Genomic DNA, 25,382 nt, shown 5'->3' with positions numbered 1-25,382 from the left:
CCGACATGGAAGCGAACGAAGCCCGCGTCCAGGCACCGGCCGACGAGCGCGTCCGCGCCGCCGCCGAGTCCTACAAGCGCCCGATGCTCGCCGCCTACGACTGGATCGTGCTCGGTTTCGTCAGCCGGTGGATGTGGCGGTGCTCGCGGTGGACGATGCTGAAGCACTACGACGCCCAGGTCGGCGCCCGCCACCTCGACATCGGTCCCGGCACCGGCTGGTTCCTGGACCGGTGCCGGTTCCCGGTGAAGAACCCGGACGTCACGCTGGTCGACCTCAACGAGACCCCGCTCGCGACCGCCGCCCGGCGGATCCGCCGCCACCGGCCCGCGACGCACGTCCGCGACGTGTACCGTCCGCTGGACCTCGGCGCCGCGCGGTTCGACTCGGTCGGGATGAACTTCCTGCTGCACTGCCTGCCGGGCACGGTCGCGCAGAAGGCCGTGGTGTTCGACCACGTCGTCCCGTACCTGGCGCCCGGCGCGCGGGTGTTCGGCAGCACCGTCCTCGGGACGGGGCCGCACCACACCAAGGCGTCCGGGAGGCTGCTGCTCAAGCTGAACCGCAGCGAAGTGTTCAACAACGCCGACGACCGTCTCGACGACCTCGCCCGTGAGCTGGCCGCCCGGTTCGGCGAGGTGGACCTGCGGGTGAAGGGCGCGGTCTGCCTCTTCTCCGCGCGGTTCCCGGCGGCATGATGACCGGACCGGGCTGGCTGGAGCGCCACCTGCACGACGAGGTCCTCCAGAGCCTCGCCGTCGCCCGCATCCGGATCGACCGGGCGCTCGCCGCGCCGGGGCCGCTCCCCCGCGACCTCGGCGCCGACCTGCGGGCGCTGCTGGACCGCGAGATCGCGGGCCTGCGGGCGGCCCTGCGCGCGGCCGAGCGCCCCGACCCGGCCGAACCGGGGCTGGCGCGCGCGGTCGCGGCGGACGTGGCGCGCGTCGCCCGCGCCACCGGGATCCGCGCCGAGCTGGACGACCGGACGCACCCCCGGGCGGCGTGGACGCCGCGCGACCTGGCCGCGTACCGGATCGTCCACGAGGCGCTGCACAACGCGGCCAAGCACAGCGGCGCGCGGACCGTCCGGGTCGCGCTGGCCGAGCGGCGCGGCCGGCTGGTCTGCCGGGTCCGCGACGACGGCCGCGGCTTCGACCCGTCCGCCGTGCCGCGCGGCCTCGGCCTGACGGCGATGGACGCGCAGGCCCGGGAGGCGGGCGGCGCGCTCGCCGTCGCGCCCGGCCGTCCGGGGACGCTCGTCACGCTCGTCCTGCCCCCCGCTCCGGAAGGGAACACCGATGCGACGTCCGACGATCGTCATCGCCGACGACCATCCCGTCGTGCGGTGCGGGATCCGCTCGCTGCTCGCCGATGACCGCTACGACGTCGTCGGCGAGGCGGCCGACCTGGAGCAGACGGTCGCGCTCGTCGGCCGGCACCGGCCCGCGCTGCTGCTGCTCGACCTGAGCTTCGCCGGGGTGTCGAGCCTGGCCGTGCTGCCGCGCGTCCGGACGGTGTCGCCGGGCACGCGAGTGCTCATCCTGACCATGCACAACGACGCCGCGTCCGCGCGCGACGCGCTCGCGGCGGGCGCGCACGGCTTCCTCCGCAAGGAGGCCGCCGCCGGGGAACTGGTCACGGCGGCGGACGCGCTGGCGGCGGGCGGCCGGTACCTCGACCCGTCGCTCGGCGCCGCGCTGGTCGCGAGCGAGACGCGGCTCGACGGAGCGCTCAGCGGCCGGGAGCGCGCCGTCCTCGCGCTCATCGCCGACGGCCTCACCAACCAGCAGATCGCCGCCGAACTGCACCTCAGCGTCCGGACGATCGAGGCGCAGCGCGCGTCGATCAAGGTCAAGCTCGGGGTGAGCCGGCGCGCCGAGCTGATCAGTTGCGCGCGGCGGCTCCGGCTGACCGCCTGAACCAGACAGGAGACCCCTCATGGAACCGGGCCAGCCGAGCCGCACCGCGATGAGCGCCGCGCACGCGCGCGCCGTCCACCAGACGGCGGACGCCCCGCCGGTCTTCCCCGACCCGCTCGCCGTCCGCGTCGCCCCGGCCGGCGCGCCGCCGGGACGGGCCATGCCGCGCGAGGTCCGCCTGTTCATGGCGCTGCGGCACCGGATCGCCGAGGACGCGCTCGCCGCCGCCGTCGCCGCCGGGACGCGGCAGGCCGTGCTGCTCGGCGCGGGCCTCGACACGTTCGCCTACCGCAACCCGCACCCGGGCCTGCGCGTGTTCGAGGTCGACCACCCCGACACGCAGGCGTGGAAGCGCAAGCGGCTCGCCGACGCCGGGATCCCCGTGCCGGACTCGGTCGTCCACTGCCCGGTCGACTTCGCCGCCGGGACGCTCGCGGACGGCCTGGCCGACGCGGGCTTCGCCCCGGACGTCCCCACGGTCTTCGCCTGGCTCGGCGTCGTCCCCTACCTGACGCGGAGCACGATCCTCGCGACGCTGCGGTTCGTCGCGGGCCTGGCCGCGCGGACGGAGATCGTCTTCGACTACAACCTGCCGCCGGCCGAACTGCCCGCCGAGCGCCGCGCCGTCCTCGCCGCGCTCGCCGACGCGATGGCGAAGATGGGCGAGCCGTGGCGCTCCTTCTTCACACCCGAGAAGCTCGCGCGCGACCTGGCCGGCGCGGGCTTCGACACGATCGAGGACCTCGCCTGGCCCGCCTGCCTGGAGCGCTACGGCCTGGACGCGGCGCTGCCCGACCTGTTCGGCGGCCGGATCGTCCGCGCCGTCGCCGGCTGACGCCGTCAGCCGGGGTCGCGCGCGTCGAGGAGTTCGTCCCAGTGCTCGGCCGCCCACGCGCACGCCGCGTACAGCGGCACCAGCAGGCTGCGGCCGAGCGGCGTCAGTTCGTACTCGACGCTCCGCGGCGGGCCGGGGCGGACCGTTCGCTGCACGAACCCGTCCCGCTCCAGCCCGCGCAACGACTGCGTGAGCACCTTCGGCGTGACGCGCCGAAGCGACACGCGCAGTTCGGAGTAGCGGCGCGGGCCGTCCTCCAGGCAGCGCAGGACGAGCGCCGCCCACTTGTCGCCGAACCGGAAGGGCAGCAGCGACGACGGACAGAGCTCGTCGAACAGGTCGGGGGGCAGCGCAGTCATGACGTCTCCCGCGCCGGGCCGGGTCCGGCGGCTGGTCTCGGTATCCAGGAGGTAACCGCCCGCGCGGCTACCTTCCGGTGAGCATCGAGACACCGGGAGGTATTCCGATCATGGGCGACTTCGTGATCTTCGGGGCCGGGGGCCGCGCCGGGCGGACGGCCGTCGCCGAGGCGCGCCGGCGCGGGCACCGCGTGACGGCGGTGGTCCGCGACCCGTCCCGCTACGGCGGCCCGGCCGGCGACGGCGTGCGGGTCGCCGCCGGGGACGTCACCGACGCGGCGTCCGTGGCGGCGCTCGCGGCCGGGCACGACGCGGCGATCAACGCGGCGGCGGTGCTGGAGCCGGACACGTTCTTCGCCGACGCCGCGCACGCGCTCGTCCGGGGCCTGCCGCGGGCCGGGGTGGAGCGGCTGGTCGCGGTCGGCCTCGCGTCGCTGCTGCCGGACGCGGACGGGACGCGCCTGCTGGACCTGCCCGGCTTCCCCGCCGAGTTCCGCCCGTTCTGCCTCGGCCACGCCGCGGGACTCGACGTCCTGCAGGGCTCCGGGCTGGACTGGGTGTACGTCAGCCCGTCCGGCGACTTCGACCACGGCGGTCCCCGCACCGGCCGCTACGGGATCCGCGCGCACGGCGACCCGGCGGCCCGCATCTCCTACGCGGACTTCGCGCTCGCCCTGCTCGACGAGGCCGAGACGCCGCGCCGTCGCGGCGTCCACCTGGCCGTGTCCTAAGCGGGCTCGGGGGCGATGAGGTGGATCGCGTCGTCGGTGGCGTCGGCGAACGCGTACCCGGCGGCCCAGATCTCGATGAGGGGGGTGAACGGGTCGGGGAGGTCGGCCATGCTGCGGCCCACCGCGTCCGGGCGGTCCGCCGAGGCCGGGACGGTCAGCGCCCGGTCCGCCGCGAGGCGCCAGGCGCGGCCGAGGCGGGCGTGCCAGGCCGCGCGGGCGGCGAACAGGCTCGTGAGGCCGTCCAGCGGGACGTGGTGGTGCGGGATCCGGCCCAGCTCGTCGCTCCAATCGCGGAAGAACAGGCGGCGCAGGACCTCGGCGCGCGGGTGGGGCACGGTCGCCTTGACGGGCCGGTGCAGCGGGCCGCCGACGCGCCACACGACGCGGTCCACGGCCGGGACGCCCCAGGGCGCGAGCCGCCGCACGGCCGTCCGGGCGGCCTCCTCGGCGTGCCGCACGCCGTCCGGGTCGGCGTCGAAGGGGGCGGGGACGGGAGGCCGGTCCAGCAGCGGGGTGTCGGCCGCGACCCGGCCGAGCGTGCCGCAGTCGGTGCACGTCCACGCTTCCTCCTCCCATTCGGGAGGGTCGTCGCCCGTGTAGCCGCCGACGGCGCCCGAGCCCCGGCACGTGCGGCACGCGACGAGTTCCGTCGCGCGGAACAGGCGGCGCGGGTCGTCGGCGAGGGGCGCGCCGGACGAGCGGCCCGGACGCAGCACGCGCGCCACCAACCAGGCGACATCTACCGGTTCGTCCACGATCCCGGCAGTATTCCAGACCGTCAGTCGGCGAGGCGCGTGAAGACCATCGCGTGGTCGGACGCGGGCTCGTTGCGCCGCGCGGCCGGGTCGTCGGTCACCGACGGGAGCTTCGGGGCGTTCGGCGGACGGCAGGTGTGGACGTCGGTCGCCCGGCCGAGCAGCGCGTGCGACACGAGGATGTGGTCGATCAGCTCGCCCCGGCCGTGGAAGACGCGGCTGTACCGCTCGGCTTCGGGGACGCGCGGCGCGAGGTTCCACAGCCGGTGCCGGTCGCCCTGGTCGGGATGGTCGGCGCCGGGCGTGCCGAGTTCGGAGCCGGGCGGGCCGAGGAGGATCTGCGTGGTGGCGGCCTCGATGCCGTCGTTGAGGTCGCCCATCACCATGACCTGCCGCGTCTGGCCCTGCCCGGCCAGCAGCTCGTCGGCGAGCGCGCGGACGGTCACCGCCTCGGCCGTGCGCCGGTAGAGCGCGTAGGCGGCGACGCGGGCGCGCTCGCCCTCGTCGCGGGGCTGGAAGCGCGGACGCCCGTCCGGGCCGGGCGGGAACGACAGCAGCTTGCTCTTGAGGTGCGCGGCGACGGCGGTGATCTCGCGGCCGTCCCGCTCGGTGATCCGGACGGCGAGGACGCCGCGCCCGGTCTTGTGCGCGGACGTCCCGTCGTCGCCCGCCTGGATCGGGGTCAGCTCGTCCGGGAACGCGGAGCGGTCGGCGACGACCTCCAGCGGCAGCCGGGACAGGAAGCCGACGCGGATCGGGTGGCCGGGCTCGAAGCCGGCGGACGTCACGTGGTGCCAGTCCCCGTCGAGGCGGGCCGCGACGTCGGCGAGCGCGTCGGGGTCGCCGACCTCCTCGACGGCCAGCGCGTCCACGCCGGACGCGGTGATCGTCGCGGCCAGGTCCTTGACCTTCGCCTTGTAGGCGGCCTCGTCGGACGGCCCGAAGTCCCCGCCCGGCCGGAACAGGTTCTCCAGGTTCCAGGTGCCGATCGTCGTCATGGCGGGTCTCCCGGGTCGGATGCGCTGACCGTTTGAGAGCAGCATTTCCGACAAAGCGACTGCCGACACCCCCGCCGACCGATTCAGGCCGTCGCGTGACCGTCACGTGGCCCCGGCGTCACTCCCGCTCGCCGAGCACCGCCTCCAGGTCGCGGACGACGCGCGGCAGCGGGGCGCCGCGCCGCGCGACCAGCACGACGTAGTCCTGCTCGGGGGCCTGCCCGGCGCCCCGTTCGGTGCTCCAGGCCGTCCGGACGAGGTCCAGCGCCCGGTCCACCTCGGCCACCGCGTCCCCGGACGCGCCCGCGCGCAGCCAGGAGCGCAGCGCGTTGTTGTGCGCGGCGACGGCGGACGCGGCGACGACGTCCGCGCGCAGCCGCCCGTCCGGCCGTCCGCCGAAGCTCCGCCGCAGGTACTCGGCGAGGGCGCGCTCGTAGCGGCCGACGACGGTCAGCTCGCGGGACCGCAGGGCGGGCACCTGCCGGGTGAGCCGGTAGCGCAGCAGCGAGCGGTCCGGCTGCGCGGCGTACATCCGGGCGACGACGAGCGTCGCGGCGCAGGCGCGGGCCACCGGGTCCTCGGCGCCGGGCTCGTCCAGGGCGGCGCGCAGGTCGTCCAGGCTGCGCTCGTGGTCGGGGAAGACCACGTCCTCCTTGGACGGGAAGTAGCGGAAGAACGACCGGCGGCCGATGCCGGCGCGGGCGGCGATCTCGTCCACGGTCGTCCGCTCGAAGCCCTGCTCCACGAAGAGCGCGAAGGCCGCCTCCACCAGCGCGTCCCGCGTCGCGGCGGGACGGGTTCTCGGTGCCGTTCTCGGGTCCGCGGACATGCCCGGGACCCTAACACGGCCTGGACACCGGATGGCACCGAGTGCCATATTTGAGGGAACTCAGTGCCATAGCGAGGTGGAGACCCCATGTCCCAGGACTTCGACCTGTTCCAGGTGCCCGAATCGCACGAGCTGCTGCGCTCGACCGTGCGCTCGCTCGCGGAGAAGGAGATCGCGCCGCACGCCGCCGCCGTGGACGAGGAGGCCCGGTTCCCGCAGGAGGCGTTCGACGCGCTGGCGGCCAACGACCTGCACGCCGTCCACGTCGCCGAGGAGTACGGCGGCGTCGGCGCGGACGCGCTCGCGACCGTGATCGTCATCGAGGAGGTCGCGCGGGTCTGCGGCTCGTCCTCGCTGATCCCGGCCGTCAACAAGCTCGGCTCGATGCCCGTGATCCTGTCCGGATCGGAGGAGCTGAAGCGGCGCTACCTCGGCGCGCTCGCCCGCAACGAGGGCATGTTCTCCTACTGCCTGTCGGAGCCGGAAGCGGGCTCGGACGCGGCGTCGATGAAGACCCGCGCCGTCCGCGACGGCGACCACTGGGTGCTGAACGGCGCGAAGTGCTGGATCACCAACGCGGGCGTCTCGGAGTTCTACACGGTCATGGCCGTGACGGACCCGGAGAAGCGCAGCCGGGGCATCTCGGCGTTCGTGGTCGAGAAGTCCGACCCGGGCGTGTCGTTCGGGCCGAAGGAGCGCAAGCTCGGCATCAAGGGCTCCCCCACCCGGACCGTCAACCTGGACAACGTCCGCATCCCGGCCGACCGGATCATCGGCGCCGAGGGCACCGGGTTCGGGACCGCGATGCGCACGCTGGACCACACGCGCGTCACGATCGCCGCGCAGGCGATCGGCATCGCGCAGGGCGCGCTCGACCACGCCGTGGACTACGTGCGCCAGCGCCACCAGTTCGGCCGGCCGATCGCCGACTTCCAGGGCGTCCAGTTCATGCTGGCCGACATGGGGATGAAGCTGGAGGCGGCCCGCCAGCTCACCTACGCGGCGGCGGCGCGCTCCGAGCGCGGCGACGCCGACCTCACCGGCTTCGGCGCCGCCGCCAAGTGCTTCGCCTCGGACGCGGCCATGGAGATCACCACCGACGCCGTCCAGCTCCTCGGCGGCTACGGCTACACGCGCGACTTCCCGCTGGAGCGCATGATGCGCGACGCCAAGATCACCCAGATCTACGAGGGCACGAACCAGATCCAGCGCATCGTCCTGTCCCGCCAGCTCCTCAAGTAGTCCTGCGCGCTCACGGCCCATCGCCCTCGCGGCGGTGGGCCGTTCGTCGTCTCCGGGGCCGTGTGGACAGGAACAGGTGACGGTAACATCAGCCGTCACTCGCCTGAATGACAAAAGGATTACCTCTAGATCTCCTTGACTGCGAAAGATTCTTCTGTAGCGTGAGCGGCATCGGCCCTCCGCGAGACGCGAAGGAGGCAGGAGCATGGCCCATCCCCCGTTCCCCCGTGTGCTCGTGGACGAGGCGCACGGCCAGGCGTGGAGCATCCGGCCGGACGTCGTCGCGCGGATGAACCCCGCGCACCCCCGCGACTCCGGCTACGTCGAGGCCGCCGCCGAGCTGCGCCGCCGGGGCTGCGCCGTCGCCGCGCACCTGGCGGGCCCGCTGGCCGGCGGCGTGCTGGAGCGCCACGACGTGCTCGTCCTCGCCCACCCGTCCGACCCGGTCTGGGAGCGGACCGTTCCCGGCGGCTCGCCCAAACTGTCGCCGGACGAGCTGGACGCGGTCGAGCGGTTCGTGCGCGCGGGCGGCGGCCTGGTCGTCCTCGGCGAGTGCGAGCAGGACAAGTACGGCAACAACCTCAACGAGCTGCTCGGACGGTTCGGCGTCCACATCGCGAACACGACCGTCCAGGATCCGGCGCGCAACCTGCGCGGCGTCGCGACCTGGGTCCGCGCCGACCTGGACGGCCCGCCCGCCGGCGAGGATGTGCTCGCGGGCGTCGCCGACGTGTGCTTCTACCGCGCCGCGACGATCGACGCGGCCCCCGAGGACGCGCGCGTGCTGTGCCGGACGGCCGCGACCGCGAGCGTCCCCGGCGCCCCGCTGGCCGTCGCGGTCGAGGCCGGACGCGGCCGGATCGCCGTCTTCGCCGACTCCGACCTGTTCGGCGACGACTCGATCGACGAACTCGACCACCGGGCGCTGTGGGCCAACACGGTCGCGTGGGCGGCGGGCGGCCGGGCCGTGCCGCCGGTGACGACGGCGGGCGCGCTGGGCCGTCCGGCCTGGCCGCGGCTGAAGGAAGCGGTGACGGCGCTCCGCGAACTCCAGGCGCCGGACGGATCGATCGACGCTGACGCGACCGCACTCGTGGACCGGATCGTCGCGGCCGTCGAGGAGCTGGCGCCCGGCTTCCCGCACGACGAGCGCTACCTGACCGCGCTGGTCGGCGACCTGCGCCGCTGGGCGGCCGAAGGCTTCGGCGTCCCCGACTTCCTGGACGCGCTGCTGGAGTTCCACCCCGAGCGCGACCGCGCGGACGGCCGCGAGCATCTCGTCGTCTTCCCGATGTACACGCAGAACGGCAGCCCGGACCGGAAGCTGGAGGCGCTGATCGTCCGGGCGGTCTGGCCGGGCTGGCTCGCCGAGCTGGAGGCGGCGAAGTACGACAATCCGATGTTCGTCCCGATCTCGTTCGTGGACTTCACGGCGGGCTACGACACGAACTCGGCCGTCCTGTTCCCCGAGACCGTCGCGATGCGCGAGGTGCCGCGCTTCACCTGGGGCGGCATCTTCTGCGACCGCGAGGCCGCGCGGTTCCGGGCCGTCGGCCGCGCCGCCGCCGACACGCTGCGGCTCGCCGTCCCGCCCGACGCCGCCCGGCTGCTGGACGACCAGCGCCTCGCGCAGGACGCGTTCGTCCTGTGGGACCTGGTCCACGACCGGACCCACACGCGCGGCGACCTCCCCTTCGACCCGTTCATGGTCAAGCAGCGGATGCCGTACTGGATGTACGCGCTGGAGGAACTGCGCTGCGACCTGAACGCCTACCGCGAGGCCGTCGCCCTGGAGGACGCCGGAATTCCGTACGGTCGTCTCGTGCGCTACGCGATTCTCTTCGACCGGCTGTTCCGCTTCCCCATCACCGGCGGGCGCGTCAAGAACTACGACGGGCTCGGCGGCCAGCTCCTGTTCGCCCATCTGCACCGCGCGGGCGTCCTGCGCTGGACCGACAACGTGCTGCGGATCGACTGGCGGGCGGTGTCCGGGGCCGTCCTGGACCTCTGCGCCGCCATCGAGCGCCTCTACCACGACGGCATCGACCGCTCGCGCGTCGCGCACTGGCTGTCGGCGCACGAGCTGGTCGCGTCGTACGTGGCGCCGAACCCCGCGTCCACCTGGGCGAAGGGACCGGAGGCGCTGCCGATGGACGGCCCGCCGCGCGGCCTGGTCGACGCCGTGCTCCCCGACGAGTTCCCGCTCAACACCTTCTATGAGGCCCTGCACCGCAGGCTGCGCGACGTGGTCGCCGCGACGTCCGGGATCACCGGATGACGGCCGGACGGGTCGTGGTCGTCGCGGGCGCGGCCGGCGCGGCGGGCCCGGCGGCGTGCCGCGCGCTGGCGGACGCGGGCGCCGTCGTGATCGCCTGCGGACGCGACGCCGACCGCCTGGCCGCCGTGGACGGACCCGCCGAGCGGCACGCGGTGGACCTGCTGGACGACGCGGCGACCGCGCGTTTCGCCGCGTCCGTCGCCGAGCGGCACGGACGGGTGGACGGGCTCGTCCATCTCGTCGGCGGCTGGCGCGGCGGGACGCCGTTCACCGCCGAGGACCCCGCCGACTGGACGTGGCTGTCGGACCGGATCGTCCGGACCCTCCAGCACACGACCCGCGCGTTCCACCCGCACCTGACGGCGAGCGACGCGGGACGGCTCGCGATCGTCTCCGCCACCGAGGCCACCCGGCCGACCGCGAACAACGCGCACTACGCCGCCGCCAAGGCCGCCGCCGAGGCGTGGACGCTCGCCGTCGCGCAGTCCTGGACGGACGGGACGGCCGCCGCGTCGATCCTCGTCGTCCGGGGCCTGCTGACCGACGCGATGCGCGCCGCCCGCCCGGACGCGAAGTTCACCTCCCTCACCCACGTCGACACCGTCGCCGAGCGGATCGTGTCCCTGTGGTCCGAGCCGGCCGCCGACCTGAACGGAGCCCGCCTGTGGCTGACGCCCTGACCCCCCGCCACGACCCGGACGCGCGCGGGTTCGCCAGCGACAACTACGCGGGCGTCCATCCCGAGGTGCTGGCCGCGCTCGCCGCCGCCAACGGCGGGCACCAGGTCGCCTACGGGGAGGACGTCTACACCGAGGCCGTCCGCGAGATCTTCCGGACGCACTTCGGCCCGGAGGCCGAGACGCACCTGGTGTTCAACGGCACCGGCGCGAACGTCGTCGCGCTCCAGGCCATGACCGAGCGGTGGGACGCGGTGATCTGCGCCGAGTCCGCGCACGTCCACGTGGACGAGTGCGGCGCGCCCGAGCGGGTCGGCGGGCTGAAGCTGCTGACCGTCGCGACCCCGGACGGCAAGCTGACGCCCGAGCTGATCGACCGGCAGGCGTACGGGTTCGACGACGTCCACCGGGCGCGTCCGGCCGTGGTGTCCGTCGCGCAGCCGACCGAACTCGGGACGCTCTACACGGCAGGGGAACTGGCCGCGCTGTGCGACCACGCGCACCGGCTCGGCATGACCGTCCACGTGGACGGCGCGCGGCTCCCGAACGCCGCCGCCGCGCTCGGCCTGCCGTTCCGCGCGTTCACCACCGACGCGGGCGTGGACGTCCTGACGTTCGGCGGCACCAAGAACGGGCTGATGTTCGGCGAGGCGGTCGTCGTGCTGAACCCCCGGGCGGCGCGCGGCGTGCCGTACCTGCGCAAGGCGTCGATGCAGCTCGCGTCCAAGTCCCGGTTCGCCGCCGCGCAGTTCGAGGCGCTGCTCGGCGGCGACCTCTGGCTGCGGAGCGCGGCGCACGCGAACGCGATGGCCGCGCGGCTCGCCGCCGCCGTCGGCGCCCTGCCCGGCCTGCGGCTCACGCAGAAGACCGAGGTCAACGCGGTGTTCGCGGTACTGCCGCCGGACGTGACGGCGCGGCTGCTCAAGCGGTTCCGCTTCTACGTCTGGGACGAGCGGACGGGCGAGGTCCGCTGGATGACGAGCTTCGACACGACACCGGCGGACATCGCAGAGTTCGCTGCGGCGATCGCCGGGGAACTGGCGGGAGGGACCGGCGCATGAGCAACCAGAAACTGACCGTCCGCAACTTCGTGGACGGCGCCTACACCGACACGCTCGACGGCCGCACCACGGACCTGGTCGACCCGGTGACCGGGGCCGTGAACGGGACCGCGCCGCTGTCGTCGGCCGCCGACGTGGACGCGGCCGTCCGCGCGGCGGACCGGGCGTTCGACGGCTGGGCGCGGACGACGCCCGGCGAACGGCAGCTCGCGCTGCTGCGGATCGCGGACGCGCTGGAGGCGCGCGGCGACGACCTCGTCCGGCTGGAGAGCGCGAACACCGGCAAGCCGCTCGGGCTGACGGCGTCGGAGGAACTGCCGATGCTGCTCGACCAGATCCGGTTCTTCGCCGGGGCCGCCCGGATGCTGGAGGGCCGGTCGGCGGGCGAGTACATGGAGGGTTTCACCTCGTTCGTCCGGCGCGAGCCGATCGGCGTCGCCGCGCAGGTCACGCCGTGGAACTACCCGATGCTGATGGCGGTGTGGAAGTGGGCGCCGGCGCTGGCGGCGGGGAACACGGTCGTCCTCAAGCCCGCCGACCTCACGCCCGCGACGACGGTGCTCATGGCGGAGCTGATGGCCGAGCACCTGCCGCCCGGCGTCGCGAACGTGGTGTGCGGCGACCGCGACACCGGACGCGCGCTCGTCGCCCACCCCGTCCCGGGCATCGCGTCGGTGACGGGGTCGGTGCGGGCCGGGATCGAGGTGGCGGGGACGGCGGCGGCGGACGTCCGGCGCGTCCACCTCGAACTCGGCGGCAAGGCGCCCGTGGTCGTGTTCGCCGACGCCGACCTCGGCGCGGCGGCCGAGGCCATCGCCGAGGCCGGGTTCTTCAACGCCGGGCAGGACTGCACGGCCGCGACCCGCGTGCTCGTGGAGCGGAGCGCGCACGAGGAGTTCACCGCCGCGCTCGCCGAGGTCGCCGCGCGGACCCGTACCGGCGCGCCCGGCGAGGACGTCGCCTACGGGCCGCTGATCTCCGCCGCGCACCTGGCCAAGGTCGCCGGGTTCGTGGACCGGCTGCCCGCGCACGCCCGGGTCGAGACCGGCGGCGCGCGGGTCGGCGAGCGCGGGTTCTTCTACGCGCCGACGGTCGTCTCCGACGTGCGGCAGGACGACGAGATCGTCCAGAACGAGGTGTTCGGGCCGGTCATCACCGTCCAGCCGTTCGCGGACGAGTCCGAGGCGATCGCGCTCGCCAACGGCGTGGAGTACGGGCTCGCGTCGTCGGTGTGGACGCGCGACCACGCGCGCGCCATGCGCTGCACCGCCCGGCTCGACTTCGGCTGCGTGTGGGTGAACTGCCACATCCCGCTGGTCGCGGAGATGCCGCACGGCGGGTTCAAGAAGTCCGGTTATGGCAAGGATCTGTCGGTCTATGCGCTGGAGGATTACACGCGGGTGAAGCACGTGATGACCGCGCTCGGCTGAGTTATCGTCGCGGCGTGACCTCTGCGCCCGGCGAACTGCGGCGGCGGCTCGGCGTTCCCGACGCCGTCCTGGTCGGGCTCGGCGCGATGCTGGGCGCGGGCGTGTTCGCGGCGCTCGGCCCGGCGGCGCGGGCGGCCGGGCCGGGGCTGCTGGCCGGGCTCGCGCTCGCGGCGGTCGTCGCCTACTGCAACGCCACGTCGTCGGCGCGGCTCGCGGCCCGCTACCCCGCGTCCGGCGGAACGTACGTCTACGGCCGCGAGCGCCTCGGCCCGTTCTGGGGGTACCTCGCGGGCTGGGGCTTCGTCGTCGGCAAGACCGCGTCGTGCGCGGCGATGGCCCTGACCGTCGGCGCGTATGCATGGCCCGAGCACGCCCACGCCGTCGCGGCGGGCGCGGCGCTGGCCCTGACGGCGGTGAACTACGTCGGCGTGCACAAGTCGGCGCTGGTCACGCGGGCGATCGTCGCCGTGGTGCTGGTGGTGCTCGTGACCGTCGCGGTGGCGCTGCTGACGTCCGGGGAGGCCGACGCGGCACGCCTCTCCTTCGGCGCCGACACCTCGTGGGGCGGGATCCTGCGGGCGGCGGGCCTGCTGTTCTTCGCGTTCGCCGGATACGCGCGGATCGCCACGCTCGGCGAGGAGGTCCGCGACCCGGCCCGGACGATCCCGCGCGCCGTCCCGATCGCGCTGGCGATCACGCTCGCGGTGTACGCGGCGGTGGCGGTCGCGGCGCTGTCGGTGCTCGGCGGCGGACGGCTCGCCGCGACGACCGCGCCGCTCGCCGACGCCGTCCGCGCCGCCGGGCTGCCCGGCCTCGCCCCGGTCGTCCGCGCCGGAGCCGCCGTCGCCGCGCTCGGCTCGCTGCTCGCGCTGATCCTCGGGGTCTCCCGCACGACCCTGGCGATGGCCCGCGACCGCAACCTGCCCGGCTTCCTCGCCGCCGTCCACCCCCGCTTCGCCGTCCCCCACCGCGCGGAACTGGCCGTCGGCGCGGTCACGGCGGTCGCGGCGGCCACCGCCGACATGCGCGGCGCGATCGGCTTCTCGTCCTTCGCCGTCCTCGCCTACTACGCCGTCGCGAACGCGTCGGCCTGGACGCTCTCCCCCGCCGAAGGCCGCCCGCCCCGCCTCGTCCCGGCCCTCGGTCTGGCCGGCTGCCTCACCCTGGCCTTCGCGCTCCCGCTCACGTCCGTCCTCGCGGGCTCGGCCGTCCTCGCCGCCGGCGCCCTCCTCTACACCGTCACGCGGCGTTAGAAGGCGGGGCGTTCCTCCGGGGGGAGCAGGAGGATCTCCAGGGCCTTCGCGCAGGTGCGGGCCTGGGTGAGGTACCAGTCGAGGCAGCGGGTCGTGATGAGTTCGGGGGTCGCGCGCAGGGCCAGGGCGTAGCGGGCGTTGCCGGCGTGGTCGAGGATCGGGACGGCCAGCGTCCGCACGCCCGCGGCCGACTCGCCGTCGTTGACCGCGTAGCCCTGCTCGCGGACGAGGTCGAGTTCGGACTTCAGCTCGGACGGGTCCACGATCGTCCGGTCGGTGAGGGCCGGGAGCGGGCCGAGGCCGGCCAGGTCCGGGTCGGGCGACCAGGCCAGGAGCACCTTGCCGAGCGCGGTCGAGTGCAGCGGGCGGCGCAGGCCGACGCCCGCCTCGCGGCGCACCGAGTCGCCGACGAGGATCAGCACCTCGTTGCCGCCGCGCAGCGCGAGGTCGACGGTCGTGGACGTGACGCGGGCGAGCTGCGTCAGTTCGGGCACCGCGCGGTGCAGGCCGCGCTGGTGGAAGGAGAGCTGGCCGAGTTCGACGACGGACGGGCCGAGCCGGAACCGGGACGTCGCCGGGTCCTGCTCCAGGAAGCCCGACGCGACGAGCGTCCGGGCGAGCCGGTGCGCGGTCGAGGTCGGCAGGTCCAGCCGCCGGCCGAGGTCGGACGCGCCGAGCGCCGGGCCGTTGTCGCGGAAGCAGTGCAGGATCGTCAGCGCCCTGCGCACCGCCTGTGCGCCTTCTACGGCCATCCGCGTCCTTCCCGCATCCTGGTAAATACTTTGCCTACCAGGATAGTGGAATTTGCGTCCGGGCCGCGGGTCAGGACGCCTTCGGGCCGTCGTCGGGGCCGGACGCCGGGACGGCGTCGTCCGGATGCGACCGGATGAAGAAGCTGCCGAGCAGCGCCACGCCCCCCGACCCGATGAGGACGAGCTGGATCGGGTCCACCGCGCCGAGCGGCCCGAGGTGGTACTCGCCGCCCTTCAGCGCGTCCGCGACCGCCCCGGTGATCAGCGCCGCCACCGCGAGCCCGAACCGCAGCGTGCCGTGGAACGCCGCGAGCGCGACGTCGCGGACGCTGCCCGTCAGCCCGTCCTGGAGATGGGTGATCGCGCTGACCAGCGCGGTCGTGGCGGCCATGCCGAACAGCAGCGCCGCGAGATAGCCCCAGATCAGCGACGCGAACAGCCCCATCGCGATGATCACCAGGCCCTGCCCGGCGATGCCGATCCGCATCTGCGCGGGCAGGTTGGCGTCCGTGCGGCGGCGCAGCAGCGCGAGCCCCACCACGAACCCGATCCCGAACAGCGCGACGAGCGCGCCGAACCCGAGCGGCCCCGCGTGCAGGACCTCCCGGACGAACACCACGCCGAGCGAGAACAGCGACCCGAGCCCGAGCGCGACGATCCCGACCGCCAGCAGGATCTCCCGGACGATCGGGATCCGCATCGCGGCGAGCAGCCCCTGCCGCGTGCTCCGCCCCTCCTTGGCCGCCTCCCGCTCGGCGGCGCGCACGGCCGCCGCGTCGGGGCCGAGGTCGGGCAGCGAGCGGATCGCGAAGAACGACACGACGTACGTCGCGGCGTCCACCCAGAACACCGCGACGTACTCCAGGTGGCCCGTCCACGCCGCCGAGCCCGAGACCAGGTGGATCAGCCCGAACGCCGCCGCGCCGAGCGGCACCATCACGTAGTAGAAGCCCATGACCAGGCCGTTGGCGAGCGCGAGCCGGCCGGCGGCGGGACGGTCGGGGTCGTCGTTCTCCCCGATGAGGACGGGCACCGAGGAGTCGCGCGCGGGCAGGAACGCGAGGCTCGCGACCTCCATCGCGAACGCCCAGAAGAACACCCAGCCGAGCCACGGGACGATCGGCAGCAGCACCGCCATCCCCGCGCGGATCACGTCGGCGGCCATCATCACGCGGCGCCGGTTCCACCGCGTCACCGCGCGGGCCGCGAGCGGCGCGCCGATCGCCGACGGGAACAGCCGCAGCACGAGCACGCCGCCGATCGCGGTCGTCGACCCGCTGAGCTTCAGCACGAAGTACATCAGCGCGAGCGTGCCCATCCAGTCGCCGAGGGACGAGACCGCCTGCCCGGCGAGCAGGCGGCGGAAGCCGTCCAGCCGGAGCAACTCCCGCATCCCGCGTCCTTTCTCCGACAAGCGCCGCAGGTCCGGCGATCTTTCCGTCCCGGTCCGATACCCCCCGTACGGTCGGTGCAACACCGGGTGAACGGCAAGATCATCGATGGGTCTGGCGGACCGGCATCGTGGGTACGTTGCGTGACGTGGGGACACAGGACGTGGTGACCGCTCCCGATCCGGTCCTGCCCGGGAGCAGGCCGGCCGTCGGCGCGCGGGCGTGGCGCGAGGTGCTGCTCGGCCTCGCGGTGTTCGGGCTGTACGCGCTCGTGGTGCTGCTGCCCGAGGGGGCGCGGCGCCGGACGGCCCGCGCGCACGCCGAGACGCTGTTCGGCTGGGAGAGATCCCTGCACCTCGACGTCGAGCGGACGCTGAACGGGTGGCTGGCCGACCAGTCCGTCCTGCGGGTGCTCGCCAACTACGAGTACGCCGTCACCTACATCGCCAGCGCGATCGGGCTGCTGGCCTGGCTGTACGTGAAGCACCCCGACAAGTACCGGACGGCGCGCAATTCGTTCGTCCTGCTCAACCTGCTCGGCCTCGCGTGCTTCACCCTGTACCCGCTGATGCCGCCGCGCCTGACGCCCGATCTCGGCTTCATCGACACGGTCCGGCTCGGCCGGACGTGGGGCTCGTGGGGCTCGCCGCTGGTCGAGAACGCCGACCAGCTCGCCGCGATGCCGTCGCTGCACATGGCCTGGACGCTGTGGGTCGGCGTGGAGCTGGCGCGGATCTCGGCGCTGCGGTCGATCCAGCTCCTCAACGCCGTCCACGTCCTCGTGACGCTGTACGTGATCCTGGCGACGGCGAACCACTACGTCCTGGACGCGGTGGCGGCCGTCCCGCTGGTGGCGGTCGCGGTCTACGCCGGACGCCGGACGGAGCGCGTCGCGGCGCGTCCCGAGCGGGTCGCCGCGACCGACGCGTTCTTCCTCGCGGTGGAGACGCCGCGCGCTCCGCAGCACGTCGGCGGCGTGATGGTGCTGGACACCTCGGCGGCCGAGGTGCGGCGCTCCGACATCGTCGGCCTCATCGTGGAGCGGCTGGACCGGGTGCCCCGGTTCCGGCAGCGGCTCGCGGCGCCGTCGCGGCTGCGCCGTCCCGTCTGGACGGACCACCCCGCGATCGACTGGGACTGGCACGTCGTGGAACGCGAGGCCGACGGCGTCGACGGGCTGCGGGCGATCGTCGCCGCGCTGGAGGGCGAGGTGCTGCCGCGCGACCGGCCGCTGTGGCGGATGGTGCTCGTGCGCGGCGTCGCGCCGGGACGCACCGCCGTCGTGTTCCTCATGCACCACGTCGTCGCCGACGGCATCGGGGTCGTGGCGCAGGCGCTGCTGCTCATGGACGCGCCGCCCGCCGCGCCGCCCGCGGGCGCGCCGCGCCGTCCGGGCCTTCTGCGGCGCGCGGCGGCGACGGCCGTCGGGTTCGCCCAGCTCGCCGCCGACGCCCCGCCGCGCACCCGGCTGCCCGTCGCGGGCACGGCCGGACGCCGGTTCGGGACGGCCACGCTCCCCCTCGCCCTGCTGCGCGACGTCGCGCGGCGGCACGGCACGCGGGTCACCGACGTCGTGCTGAGCGCGGTCGCTGGAGCGGTCCACCGCGTCGGGCCGGACACCGCGCCGGACACGGTCGCCAGGTTCGCCGTGCCGCTCATGATGCGCTCCCCCGACAGCGGCGCCGAGGGCAACCACACGACGGCCGTCATGGTCGACCTGCCGATCGGCGCGCTGCCCGAGCACGAGCGGCTGGCGCGCGTCGCCCGCCGCTGCCGCGCGCAGCGCACCGGCACCCGCGCGCAGGCCGCGTGGTTCGTCATGCGCGACGTGGCGCGGCTGATGCCCGCGCCGCTGCACCGCCGGTTCGCGCGCGCCGTCTACGGCCCGCGCTTCTTGCAGGGCGTCGTGTCGAACATGCCGGGGCCGGTGACGCGGCCCCGGTTCGCGGGCGCGCCGCTGGACGAGGTCTACCCCGTCATCCCGCTGGTGCCGGGCGCGCCGCTCGCCGTCGGGGCGCTGAGCATCGCCGGGGAGCTGTGCGTCAGCGTCTCGGCCGACCCGGCGCTCGCCGACGACGCGGACGCGCTGCTCACCGCCTTCCGCGCCGTCATCGCCGAGCTGGACGGCGGTCCGGTCGCGTGACGGGTCCGCTGGACGGGTCGGTCGCGCTGGTGACGGGCGCGTCGTCGGGGCTCGGCCGGGCGAGCGCGGCGGCGCTGGCGCGGGCGGGCGCGCACGTGCTCGTCCACGGCCGCGACGCCGGACGGCTCGCCGCCGTCGCCCGCGAGGTGGGCGGCACCCCGCTGACCGGCGACCTCGCCGACCCGGCGGACGCCGAACGGCTCGCGGCGGCGGCGCTCGCGGCGGCCGGACGCGTGGACGTCCTGCTGTGCAACGCGGGCGTCGGCTGGTCCGGCCCGTTCACCGGGATGCCGGCGGGCGACGCGGCGCGGCTCGTCGCGGTGAACCTCGCCGCGCCCATCGCCCTCACCCGGCTGCTGCTGCCGGGCATGCTCGAACACGGCGGACGGCTCGTCTACGTCACGTCCATCGCCGGGCGGCTCGGCGTCGCGGGCGAGGCGGTCTACTCGGCGACCAAGGCGGGCCTGGACATGTTCGCCGTCAGCCTGCGGCAGGAGCTGCGCGGCAGCGGCGTCGGCGTCGGCGTGCTCGTCCCCGGCGTGGTCGACACCCCGTTCTTCGAGCGGCGCGGCGAGCCGTACACGCGGCGCCGGCCCCGTCCGCTCCCGGCGGACCGGGTCGCGGGCGCCCTGGTCGCGGGCATCGTCGCGGGCCGCGCCGAGATCTTCGCGCCGGGGTGGCTGCGGCTGCCGATCGCCGTCCGGGGCCTGTTCCCCGGCGCCTACCGGGCGCTGGACGGACGGTTCGGCACGCGGACGGTCGCGCTGCGGGCCGGGTCCGGCTGACGGCGCGGACCCGGTCCCGCGCGGGTCACTCGCTGCGCATCGCGCGCAGCGTCTGCTTCAGGGAGCCGAGCGTCGCGAACACCGACGTCGGCTCGTACCCGCAGTGCGCCATGCAGTTCTCGCAGCGCGGATCCTTGCCGCGGCCGTAGGCGCTCCAGTCGGTGGTCTCGGTCAGCTCGCGGTAGCTGTCGGCGTAGCCGTCCTCCATGAGGTAGCACGGCCGCTGCCAGCCCTTGAGCGAGTACGACGGGATCGCCCAGGCGGTGCAGTCGAAGTCGACCTTGCCTTCGAGGAAGTCCAGGAACAGCGGCGAGTGGTTGAACCGCCAGCGCTTGCGGTTGCCGCCCGCGAACGCCTTGCGGAACAGCGTCCGCGTCTCCTGGACGCCGAGGAAGTGGTCCTGGTCGGGCGCCTTCTCGTACGCGTACGCGGGCGAGATCATCATCTGGTCGACGCCCAGGTCGTCGTTGAGGTAGTTGAGGACGTCGATGACGTTCTGCGGGGTGTCGTTGTTGAACACCGTCGTGTTCGTCGTGACGCGGAACCCGCGCTCCTGCACCAGCCGGACGGCCGCGACGGCGTCGTCGAAGACGCCGTCCTTGCAGACCGACTCGTCGTGGCGCTCGCGCAGCCCGTCGATGTGGACGGCCCACGCGAAGAACCGCGACGGCGTGAACTTGTCGATGTGCTTGGGGATCAGCACCGCGTTGGTGCAGAGGAACACGTACCGCTTGAGCTTCACCAGCTCGGCGACCAGCTCGCCGATCTGCGGGTGCATGAGCGGCTCGCCGCCCGCGATCGACACCATCGGCGCGCCGCACTCGCGGATCGCGGCGACGGCCTGCTCGACCGGCATCCGCTTCTTCAGCTCGCTCGCGGGATGCTGGATCTTGCCGCAGCCCGCGCAGGCGAGGTTGCAGGCGTAGAGCGGTTCGAGTTCGACCAGCAGCGGGAACTTGTCCCGGCCGGTGAGCTTGTTGCGCAGGATGTACCCGCCGATGCGCAGGCTCTGGCGCAGTGGCATGCCCATCAGGGACCAGCCTCCTCAGGCAGATGGGAATCGGTCGTCCGGCACGGCGCGGACGCGGCGGCCCACGCGGCGAGCGCGGCGGCGGACCGCCGCAGCCGACGCCGCGCGGCCAGGCCGCGCACGACGGTGCCGGGCGAGACGAGCGGATGGCCGGGGCCGTCCACGACGGCGCGGACCACCGCCCACGGCCGGTCGCCGGCGGACGCGGCCAGCGGCGCGGACTCCATGTCCACGGCGACCGCGCCGAGGTCGGCGAGCGCGCGGCGCTCGCGGCCGGTGACGGTGTGCCCGACCGTGACGACCGGGCCGCGCCGGACGGTCGCGCCGCCCCGGGCGAGCCGGTCGGCGAGGTCGTCGGCGTGCGGGCAGGGCAGGACGCCCGTGGCGGTGCGCACCTCCGTCGCGACGACGAGGTCGCCGGGCCGGCAGCGGTCGTCCAGCGCGCCGCCGAAGCCCGCGACCGCCAGCGCGTCGAACGCGGGCAGCAGCCGGGCGGCGGCGGACGCGCGGCGGACCCCCATGCCCGTCCGGACGACCGTGTACGCCGGGTCGCGCAGCGCGCGGGCCTCGACGCCGAGCGCGGCGCACACCACCAGCCGCGTCACCGGGCGTCCCGCGCCGCGAGGTAGCGGCCGAGCGCGCTCACCGGGAACACGAGCCGGTAGAGGTGGTAGTTGATGTAGAAGTCGCCGGGGAAGCCGGTGCCGGTGAACTCGTCCTCGTCCCAGGTGCCGTCCGGGCGCTGGCGCGCGACGAGCCAGTCGATCCCGCGCCGCACCGCCGGGCCGCGCTCGCCCGCCGCGAGCAGCGCCAGCAGCGCCCACGCGGTCTGCGAGGCGGTCGAGGTGCCCCGGCCGATCCACGCGGCGTCGCGGTAGGAGCGCAGATCCTCGCCCCAGCCGCCGTCGGCGCCCTGGTGGCGCTCCAGCCAGCCGACGGCCCGGCGGATCACGGGCGCGTCCGGCCGGACGCCCGCCGCGACCAGCGCCGGGACGACGCTGCCCGTTCCGTAGACGTGGTTGGCGCCCCAGCGGCCGAACCACGAGCCGTCGTCCTCCTGGTGCTTGAGCAGCCACACGACGGCGCGCCGCACGACGGGCGTCCGGGCCATGCCCCGCGCGCACAGCGCCTCGACCACGTGGGCCGTGACGTCGGCGGACGGCGGGTCGGTCACCGCGCCGAAGTCGCAGAACGGGAGCCGGGCGACGAGCGCGCTCGTGTTGTCGGCGTCGAAGGCGGCGAACCCGCCGTCCTTGGACGCCATCCCGGCCATCCACCGGACGCCGCGCTCGATCGCCGGGCCCGCGCCCGGATGCCGGACGCGGTTCAGCGCGAGGATCACCTCGGCCGTGTCGTCGGTGTCGGGGTAGAGGTCGTTGTCGAACTCGAACGCCCACCCGCCGGGCGCGAGGTCGGGCCGCCGGACGCTCCAGTCGCCCGGACCCCGGACCTCCTCGCCGAGCACCCAGTCGGCGGCGCGCAGCAGCGCCGGGTGGTCGCCGGGCAGGCCCGCGTCGGCGAGGGCGTTCATCGCGAGGACGGTGTCCCAGACCGGCGACTGGCACGCCTCCAGGCGGCGGCCTTGCGTGTCGCGGATCGTGAAACGTTCCAGGCCCGCGATGCCGCGCCGCATCACCGGGTGGTCCAGCCCGTAGCCGAGCAGGTGCAGCGCGATCAGCGAGTACACCCAGGGCGGCTGGATCCCGCCCCAGCAGCCGTCCTGCTCCTGCCGCGCGAGGATCCAGTCGCGGGCGCGCAGCAGCGCGGCACGGCGCAGGCCCTTGCGCGGACGCTTCTCGTACAGGTGCAGGGCCTTGTCGAGCGCGTGGAAGGCGCCGTCCCAGCCGAGGCGCGGCCGGCGGCGCGGCGCGGTCTCGGCGCGCAGCTCGTCCAGGTCGAACGACAGCGGGCGGACGGGACGCAGCGCGGCGACGACGGTCAGCGGGACGATCGTCTGCCGCGCCCAGCAGCCCCAGTCGTAGACGTTGAGCGGGAACCACGCCGGCAGGAAGATCATCTCCGGCGGCATGACCGGCAGGTCGTCCCACTCCCAGGCGCCGAACAGCGCCAGCCAGAACCGGGTGAACACGCGCGTGGCGGCCAGGCCGCCCTCGGCGCGGACGAACGCCGCCGCGCGGGCCATGTGCTCGGCGTCCGGGGCGTCCCCGGCGAGCCGCAGCGCGACGTACGCCTCCGCCGTCGTGGACAGGTCCGGCGGGCCGCCGTGGAAGTTCGCCCAGGTGCCGTCGGGCGCCTGCTGAGAACGGATCCAGCGCGCGGCCTCGCGCGTGTCGTAGTCGGAGCGGATGCCGAGGAACTCGCGGAGCAGCAGGTCCTCGGCGTCCATCGTGACGTTGGTCTGCAGCTCGCCCTTCCACCACCCCTGCTTGGCCTGAAGGCCGAGCAGATGGTCGCGGGCGGCGGCGAGGGCTTCGGCGGCCGTGCGCGGCGCGCCGGTCTCCAGCGGCTCGCCCGCGGGCTCGACGGGTGCGGTGGCGGTCATCAGTGGTCCCGGCGGGTGACGAAGTCGGCGATGCGCAGGAACTCGGCCCGGACGTCGTCGGGCGGCGCGGCGGCGTCCAGGTGGGCGGCGGCCCGCTCGACGCGCAGCCGCGCCTCCTTCTCCGCCCAGGCCCGTCCGCCCGACGCCTCCACCAGGCGCGCGATCTCCTCCAGCTCGGCCGTCCCGGACGGCACCGGACGCCGGTAGAGCATCTGGAGCCGCGCGGACTCCGGCGTCCCGGCCTGGAGCGCGGCGGCGATCGGCAGCGACAGCTTCCGCGCCCGCAGGTCCGACATCGTCGGCTTGCCGGTCGTGTCGGTGTCGCCCCAGATGCCGAGCAGGTCGTCCACGAGCTGGAACGCGACGCCGAGTTCGGCGCCGAACGCGTCCAGCGCGGCGCAGACGGGCTCGGGCGCCCCGGTGAGCACCGCGCCGATCGAGCAGGAGCAGGCCAGCAGCGCGGCGGTCTTGCCCTCGACCATCGCCAGGCACTCGTCCAGCGTGATCTTCTGCCGGGTCTCGAACTCCAGGTCCAGCGACTGCCCGGCGATGAGCCGCCGGGTCGTGGCGGCGAGGTTGCGCGCCGCCGTCGCCGCCCCCGGGCCGGGCGCCTCCAGCAGGACCTCCGACGCGAGCGCGAGCAGCGCGTCGCCCGCGAGGATCGCGGCGGGCTCGCCGAAGACCGTCCAGGCGGCGGGACGGTGCCGGCGGACGCGGTCGCCGTCCATGATGTCGTCGTGCAGGAGCGAGAACGCGTGCGTCAGCTCCACCGCCGCCGCGCCCGGCAGCGCCGCCTCCGGCGCCGCGCCCGCCGCCCGCGCCGACAGCAGCGCCAGCGCGGGCCGCAGCGCCTTGCCCTGCCCGCCGGTCGCGGGCCGGCCGTCGGCCTGCGCCCAGCCGAAATGGTGCGCGGCGACGCGGTAGGTGCGCGGGTCGAGCCGTCCGACGGCGGCGCGCAGCGCCCCGTCCACGAGTTCGCGCGTACCGGTCATCGAGACCGGAAGAGTGGTCACCGGTCCTTCACCCCCTCCAGATGGCGACGGACCAGGCGGGCGGCGGTCAAACCGCTGCGCACAGCGCCCTCCATCGTGTCGGGCCAGCCCGTGTCGGTCCACGCGCCGGCCAGGAACAGACCGGGGACGCCGGTGGCGGCCCCCGGACGCGGCGCCCCGCAGCCGGGACGCTGCCGGAACGTCGCCCGCCGCTCCCGCGTCACGAACAGGTCGCGGACGCGGGCGCCGCGCGCGGCGGGCAGCAGGCGGCGCAGCTCGGGCTCGAACACCGCGCGCAGCTCGGCCACGGGCCGGTCGATCCAGCGGTCCGCCGCCGACACCGAGATCGCGAGGTACTGGCCGTCGGCGAGGCCGCTCGGCCCCGTCCGGTCGAACATCCACTGGACCGGCGAGCCGACCGCCGCCGCGAACGGCCGGTCCAGCACCGTCCGGTCGAACACGGCGTGGACGTTCACGATCGGGCTCGCCGACAGCTCGTGCCAGCCGGCGTCCGGCCGGGCCTCGGCGGGCAGCAGCCGCGCCGCCGCCGGATGCGGGACGGCCACGACCACGGCGTCGGCGGCGATCGGCACGCCGTCCACCACGACCTTCTCGGCGCTGACGGCCTCGACCTTCGCCTTCAGCCGCACCTCGCCGCCCAGCTCCTCGACGCGCCGCCGCGCGGGCCCCGCGTGCAGCTCGGCCAGCGGGACGGACGGGACGCCGATGTCGGCGGCGTCCGGCCGTCCGAACAGCGCGCGGTTGCACACCATCGCCGACAGGCCGAGCGCGGCCTCGTCCACCTCGGCGTTGAGCGAGGCGGTGATGAACAGGCCCCACAGCGCCTCGCGGGCGTTCGCGCTCTGCCCGCGCGCGGCCAGCCACGGACCGGCGGCGACGTCGTCCAGCGCCGGGTCGGCCGGGTCGAGGCGCTGGAGCGCGGCCGACGCGCGCACGGCCCGCAGCCGCTCCCCCGGCGTCAGCGGCGCGTAGCGGGCCAGGGACGGCAGCATGTGCAGCGGGCTCGGCAGCCGGGACCGGCGCAGCCGCGCGGGCGGCAGGCCGTCCGGGCGCAGGACGGTCACGTCGAACCGGTCCTGCGTGTCGGTCAGGTGCGCGACGCCGAGCCGATCCAGCAGGCCCCGGTAGGCGGTGCAGCAGCGCAGGAACACGTGCTGGCCGTTGTCGACGGTGAGCCCGCCGCGCCGGAACGAGTGCGTCGCGCCGCCGAGCCGCGGCCGCGCCTCGACCAGCGTGACCGGCACACCCGCCTCGCCGAGCGCGACCGCCGTCGCGATCCCGGCGAGCCCCCCACCGACAATGACGACACTCACTGTGTTTCCCGTTCGCCTACGGCGCGCTCAAAGCCGCGCGCTTCCCTCGTCGCTCTGGTCGCAAGCTCCCGCCGCCCCTCAGTCC

General features: G+C 75.1%; 24 protein-coding genes. 13 read left to right on the top strand and 11 right to left on the bottom strand.

Going from position 1 to position 25,382, the window contains the following annotated elements; translation table 11 throughout:
- Positions 1 to 5 precede the first annotated feature (5 nt).
- The 4 genes from BTM25_RS23245 to BTM25_RS23230 are packed head-to-tail and all read left to right on the top strand — an operon-like array spanning position 6 to position 2,754.
- Complete coding sequence (locus BTM25_RS23245; RefSeq protein WP_205648231.1) at positions 6 to 698, top strand: class I SAM-dependent methyltransferase; 693 nt, start codon at positions 6 to 8, stop codon at positions 696 to 698.
- Positions 695 to 1,375, top strand: a complete 681-nt coding sequence (locus BTM25_RS23240) for a sensor histidine kinase (RefSeq protein WP_103565105.1) — start codon at positions 695 to 697, stop codon at positions 1,373 to 1,375. The genes BTM25_RS23245 and BTM25_RS23240 overlap by 4 nt, the downstream gene beginning before the upstream one ends.
- The gene (locus BTM25_RS23235) at positions 1,299 to 1,919 is read left to right on the top strand and encodes a response regulator (protein ID WP_103565104.1); all 621 of its coding nucleotides are present in this window, start codon (positions 1,299 to 1,301) and stop codon (positions 1,917 to 1,919) included. Before BTM25_RS23240 ends, BTM25_RS23235 begins: the two co-directional genes overlap by 77 nt.
- A gap of 19 nt (positions 1,920 to 1,938) precedes the next feature.
- On the top strand, positions 1,939 to 2,754 hold the full coding sequence (locus BTM25_RS23230; protein WP_103565103.1) for a class I SAM-dependent methyltransferase: 816 nt from the start codon (positions 1,939 to 1,941) through the stop codon (positions 2,752 to 2,754).
- Between the two features lie 5 nt (positions 2,755 to 2,759).
- On the opposite strand, the gene BTM25_RS23225 is transcribed toward BTM25_RS23230, so the two are convergent.
- Entirely contained in the window at positions 2,760 to 3,113 is a 354-nt protein-coding gene (locus BTM25_RS23225; protein ID WP_103565102.1) for a winged helix-turn-helix transcriptional regulator, read from the bottom strand.
- 110 nt (positions 3,114 to 3,223) lie between these two features.
- Here BTM25_RS23225 and BTM25_RS23220 point away from each other — a divergent pair, with 110 nt between their 5' ends.
- Positions 3,224 to 3,844: an NAD(P)-dependent oxidoreductase gene (locus BTM25_RS23220; protein ID WP_103565101.1), complete on the top strand. Its 621-nt coding sequence runs from the start codon at positions 3,224 to 3,226 to the stop codon at positions 3,842 to 3,844.
- Here BTM25_RS23220 and BTM25_RS23215 read toward each other — a convergent pair.
- The 3 genes from BTM25_RS23215 to BTM25_RS23205 form a co-directional block, all read right to left on the bottom strand.
- On the bottom strand, positions 3,841 to 4,599 hold the full coding sequence (locus tag BTM25_RS23215) for a hypothetical protein (RefSeq protein ID WP_146059120.1): 759 nt from the start codon (positions 4,597 to 4,599) through the stop codon (positions 3,841 to 3,843). The genes BTM25_RS23220 and BTM25_RS23215 overlap by 4 nt on opposite strands.
- Before the next feature lie 23 nt (positions 4,600 to 4,622).
- Entirely contained in the window at positions 4,623 to 5,597 is a 975-nt protein-coding gene (locus BTM25_RS23210; RefSeq protein WP_103565099.1) for an endonuclease/exonuclease/phosphatase family protein, read from the bottom strand.
- Between the two features lie 118 nt (positions 5,598 to 5,715).
- Positions 5,716 to 6,426 (bottom strand): TetR family transcriptional regulator, encoded by a 711-nt coding sequence (locus tag BTM25_RS23205; protein ID WP_103565098.1) that lies wholly within the window; start codon positions 6,424 to 6,426, stop codon positions 5,716 to 5,718.
- A gap of 87 nt (positions 6,427 to 6,513) precedes the next feature.
- On the opposite strand from BTM25_RS23205, the gene BTM25_RS23200 reads away from it, so the two are divergent.
- The 6 genes from BTM25_RS23200 to BTM25_RS23175 all read left to right on the top strand — a co-directional run bounded on the left by BTM25_RS23200 (position 6,514) and on the right by BTM25_RS23175 (position 14,367).
- Complete coding sequence (locus BTM25_RS23200) at positions 6,514 to 7,668, top strand: acyl-CoA dehydrogenase (RefSeq protein ID WP_103565097.1); 1,155 nt, start codon at positions 6,514 to 6,516, stop codon at positions 7,666 to 7,668.
- 205 nt (positions 7,669 to 7,873) lie between these two features.
- Positions 7,874 to 9,946 carry a DUF6421 family protein gene (locus tag BTM25_RS23195; protein WP_103565096.1) on the top strand — a complete coding sequence of 691 codons (2,073 nt, stop codon included), beginning with the start codon at positions 7,874 to 7,876 and terminating at the stop codon, positions 9,944 to 9,946.
- Positions 9,943 to 10,626, top strand: a complete 684-nt coding sequence (locus BTM25_RS23190; RefSeq protein WP_103565095.1) for an SDR family NAD(P)-dependent oxidoreductase — start codon at positions 9,943 to 9,945, stop codon at positions 10,624 to 10,626. Before BTM25_RS23195 ends, BTM25_RS23190 begins: the two co-directional genes overlap by 4 nt.
- A complete protein-coding gene (locus tag BTM25_RS23185) occupies positions 10,611 to 11,684 on the top strand; it encodes a threonine aldolase family protein (protein WP_103565094.1) in 1,074 nt (357 codons plus the stop codon). The genes BTM25_RS23190 and BTM25_RS23185 overlap by 16 nt, the downstream gene beginning before the upstream one ends.
- Positions 11,681 to 13,114: a gamma-aminobutyraldehyde dehydrogenase gene (locus BTM25_RS23180; RefSeq protein ID WP_103565093.1), complete on the top strand. Its 1,434-nt coding sequence runs from the start codon at positions 11,681 to 11,683 to the stop codon at positions 13,112 to 13,114. Before BTM25_RS23185 ends, BTM25_RS23180 begins: the two co-directional genes overlap by 4 nt.
- A gap of 14 nt (positions 13,115 to 13,128) precedes the next feature.
- The gene (locus BTM25_RS23175; protein WP_268877681.1) at positions 13,129 to 14,367 is read left to right on the top strand and encodes an APC family permease; all 1,239 of its coding nucleotides are present in this window, start codon (positions 13,129 to 13,131) and stop codon (positions 14,365 to 14,367) included.
- Here the strand turns inward: BTM25_RS23175 and BTM25_RS23170 are convergent.
- Entirely contained in the window at positions 14,364 to 15,119 is a 756-nt protein-coding gene (locus BTM25_RS23170; RefSeq protein ID WP_103565092.1) for an IclR family transcriptional regulator, read from the bottom strand. The two genes, BTM25_RS23175 and BTM25_RS23170, sit on opposite strands and share 4 nt — an antisense overlap.
- 70 nt (positions 15,120 to 15,189) lie before the next feature.
- Positions 15,190 to 16,512, bottom strand: a complete 1,323-nt coding sequence (locus BTM25_RS23165; protein ID WP_103565091.1) for an MFS transporter — start codon at positions 16,510 to 16,512, stop codon at positions 15,190 to 15,192.
- Positions 16,513 to 16,658: 146 nt separating this feature from the next.
- On the opposite strand from BTM25_RS23165, the gene BTM25_RS23160 reads away from it, so the two are divergent.
- Complete coding sequence (locus BTM25_RS23160) at positions 16,659 to 18,653, top strand: bifunctional phosphatase PAP2/O-acyltransferase family protein (RefSeq protein WP_146059119.1); 1,995 nt, start codon at positions 16,659 to 16,661, stop codon at positions 18,651 to 18,653.
- Complete coding sequence (locus BTM25_RS23155; RefSeq protein WP_103565089.1) at positions 18,650 to 19,438, top strand: SDR family NAD(P)-dependent oxidoreductase; 789 nt, start codon at positions 18,650 to 18,652, stop codon at positions 19,436 to 19,438. The genes BTM25_RS23160 and BTM25_RS23155 overlap by 4 nt, the downstream gene beginning before the upstream one ends.
- Before the next feature lie 25 nt (positions 19,439 to 19,463).
- Here BTM25_RS23155 and hpnH read toward each other — a convergent pair whose 3' ends face one another.
- From hpnH to hpnE, 5 genes are read right to left on the bottom strand one after another with little or no spacing between them, the layout of a single operon-like run.
- Positions 19,464 to 20,468 (bottom strand): adenosyl-hopene transferase HpnH, encoded by a 1,005-nt coding sequence (hpnH, locus tag BTM25_RS23150; RefSeq protein WP_103565088.1) that lies wholly within the window; start codon positions 20,466 to 20,468, stop codon positions 19,464 to 19,466.
- Complete coding sequence (locus BTM25_RS23145; RefSeq protein WP_103565087.1) at positions 20,468 to 21,073, bottom strand: phosphorylase family protein; 606 nt, start codon at positions 21,071 to 21,073, stop codon at positions 20,468 to 20,470. The genes hpnH and BTM25_RS23145 overlap by 1 nt, the downstream gene beginning before the upstream one ends.
- Positions 21,070 to 22,971, bottom strand: coding sequence for a squalene--hopene cyclase (gene shc / locus BTM25_RS23140; protein WP_103565086.1), 1,902 nt, complete (start codon positions 22,969 to 22,971; stop codon positions 21,070 to 21,072). The genes BTM25_RS23145 and shc overlap by 4 nt, the downstream gene beginning before the upstream one ends.
- Positions 22,971 to 23,984, bottom strand: a complete 1,014-nt coding sequence (locus tag BTM25_RS23135) for a polyprenyl synthetase family protein (RefSeq protein WP_103565085.1) — start codon at positions 23,982 to 23,984, stop codon at positions 22,971 to 22,973. The genes shc and BTM25_RS23135 overlap by 1 nt, the downstream gene beginning before the upstream one ends.
- Positions 23,981 to 25,297 (bottom strand): hydroxysqualene dehydroxylase HpnE, encoded by a 1,317-nt coding sequence (gene hpnE / locus BTM25_RS23130; RefSeq protein WP_205648230.1) that lies wholly within the window; start codon positions 25,295 to 25,297, stop codon positions 23,981 to 23,983. Before hpnE ends, BTM25_RS23135 begins: the two co-directional genes overlap by 4 nt.
- Between the last annotated feature and the right edge of the window lie 85 nt (positions 25,298 to 25,382).

Origin of the sequence: Actinomadura rubteroloni (assembly GCF_002911665.1) — a bacterium.
Lineage (GTDB): Bacteria > Actinomycetota > Actinomycetes > Streptosporangiales > Streptosporangiaceae > Spirillospora > Spirillospora rubteroloni.
Note: the sequence above shows the minus strand (reverse complement) of the source record. Positions and strands in the feature narration are given on the sequence as shown.

What these genes read in the sequence shown, in the direction of transcription:
- BTM25_RS23245 (WP_205648231.1), top strand. Translation starts at nt 6, where the DNA reads ATGGAAGCGAACGAAGCCCGCGTCCAGGCACCGGCCGACGAGCGCGTC.
- BTM25_RS23240 (WP_103565105.1), top strand. Translation starts at nt 695, where the DNA reads ATGATGACCGGACCGGGCTGGCTGGAGCGCCACCTGCACGACGAGGTC.
- BTM25_RS23235 (WP_103565104.1), top strand. Translation starts at nt 1,299, where the DNA reads ATGCGACGTCCGACGATCGTCATCGCCGACGACCATCCCGTCGTGCGG.
- BTM25_RS23230 (WP_103565103.1), top strand. Translation starts at nt 1,939, where the DNA reads ATGGAACCGGGCCAGCCGAGCCGCACCGCGATGAGCGCCGCGCACGCG.
- BTM25_RS23225 (WP_103565102.1), bottom strand. Translation starts at nt 3,113, where the DNA reads ATGACTGCGCTGCCCCCCGACCTGTTCGACGAGCTCTGTCCGTCGTCG.
- BTM25_RS23220 (WP_103565101.1), top strand. Translation starts at nt 3,224, where the DNA reads ATGGGCGACTTCGTGATCTTCGGGGCCGGGGGCCGCGCCGGGCGGACG.
- BTM25_RS23210 (WP_103565099.1), bottom strand. Translation starts at nt 5,597, where the DNA reads ATGACGACGATCGGCACCTGGAACCTGGAGAACCTGTTCCGGCCGGGC.
- BTM25_RS23205 (WP_103565098.1), bottom strand. Translation starts at nt 6,426, where the DNA reads ATGTCCGCGGACCCGAGAACGGCACCGAGAACCCGTCCCGCCGCGACG.
- BTM25_RS23200 (WP_103565097.1), top strand. Translation starts at nt 6,514, where the DNA reads ATGTCCCAGGACTTCGACCTGTTCCAGGTGCCCGAATCGCACGAGCTG.
- BTM25_RS23195 (WP_103565096.1), top strand. Translation starts at nt 7,874, where the DNA reads ATGGCCCATCCCCCGTTCCCCCGTGTGCTCGTGGACGAGGCGCACGGC.
- BTM25_RS23190 (WP_103565095.1), top strand. Translation starts at nt 9,943, where the DNA reads ATGACGGCCGGACGGGTCGTGGTCGTCGCGGGCGCGGCCGGCGCGGCG.
- BTM25_RS23180 (WP_103565093.1), top strand. Translation starts at nt 11,681, where the DNA reads ATGAGCAACCAGAAACTGACCGTCCGCAACTTCGTGGACGGCGCCTAC.
- BTM25_RS23170 (WP_103565092.1), bottom strand. Translation starts at nt 15,119, where the DNA reads ATGGCCGTAGAAGGCGCACAGGCGGTGCGCAGGGCGCTGACGATCCTG.
- BTM25_RS23165 (WP_103565091.1), bottom strand. Translation starts at nt 16,512, where the DNA reads ATGCGGGAGTTGCTCCGGCTGGACGGCTTCCGCCGCCTGCTCGCCGGG.
- hpnH (WP_103565088.1), bottom strand. Translation starts at nt 20,468, where the DNA reads ATGGGCATGCCACTGCGCCAGAGCCTGCGCATCGGCGGGTACATCCTG.
- shc (WP_103565086.1), bottom strand. Translation starts at nt 22,971, where the DNA reads ATGACCGCCACCGCACCCGTCGAGCCCGCGGGCGAGCCGCTGGAGACC.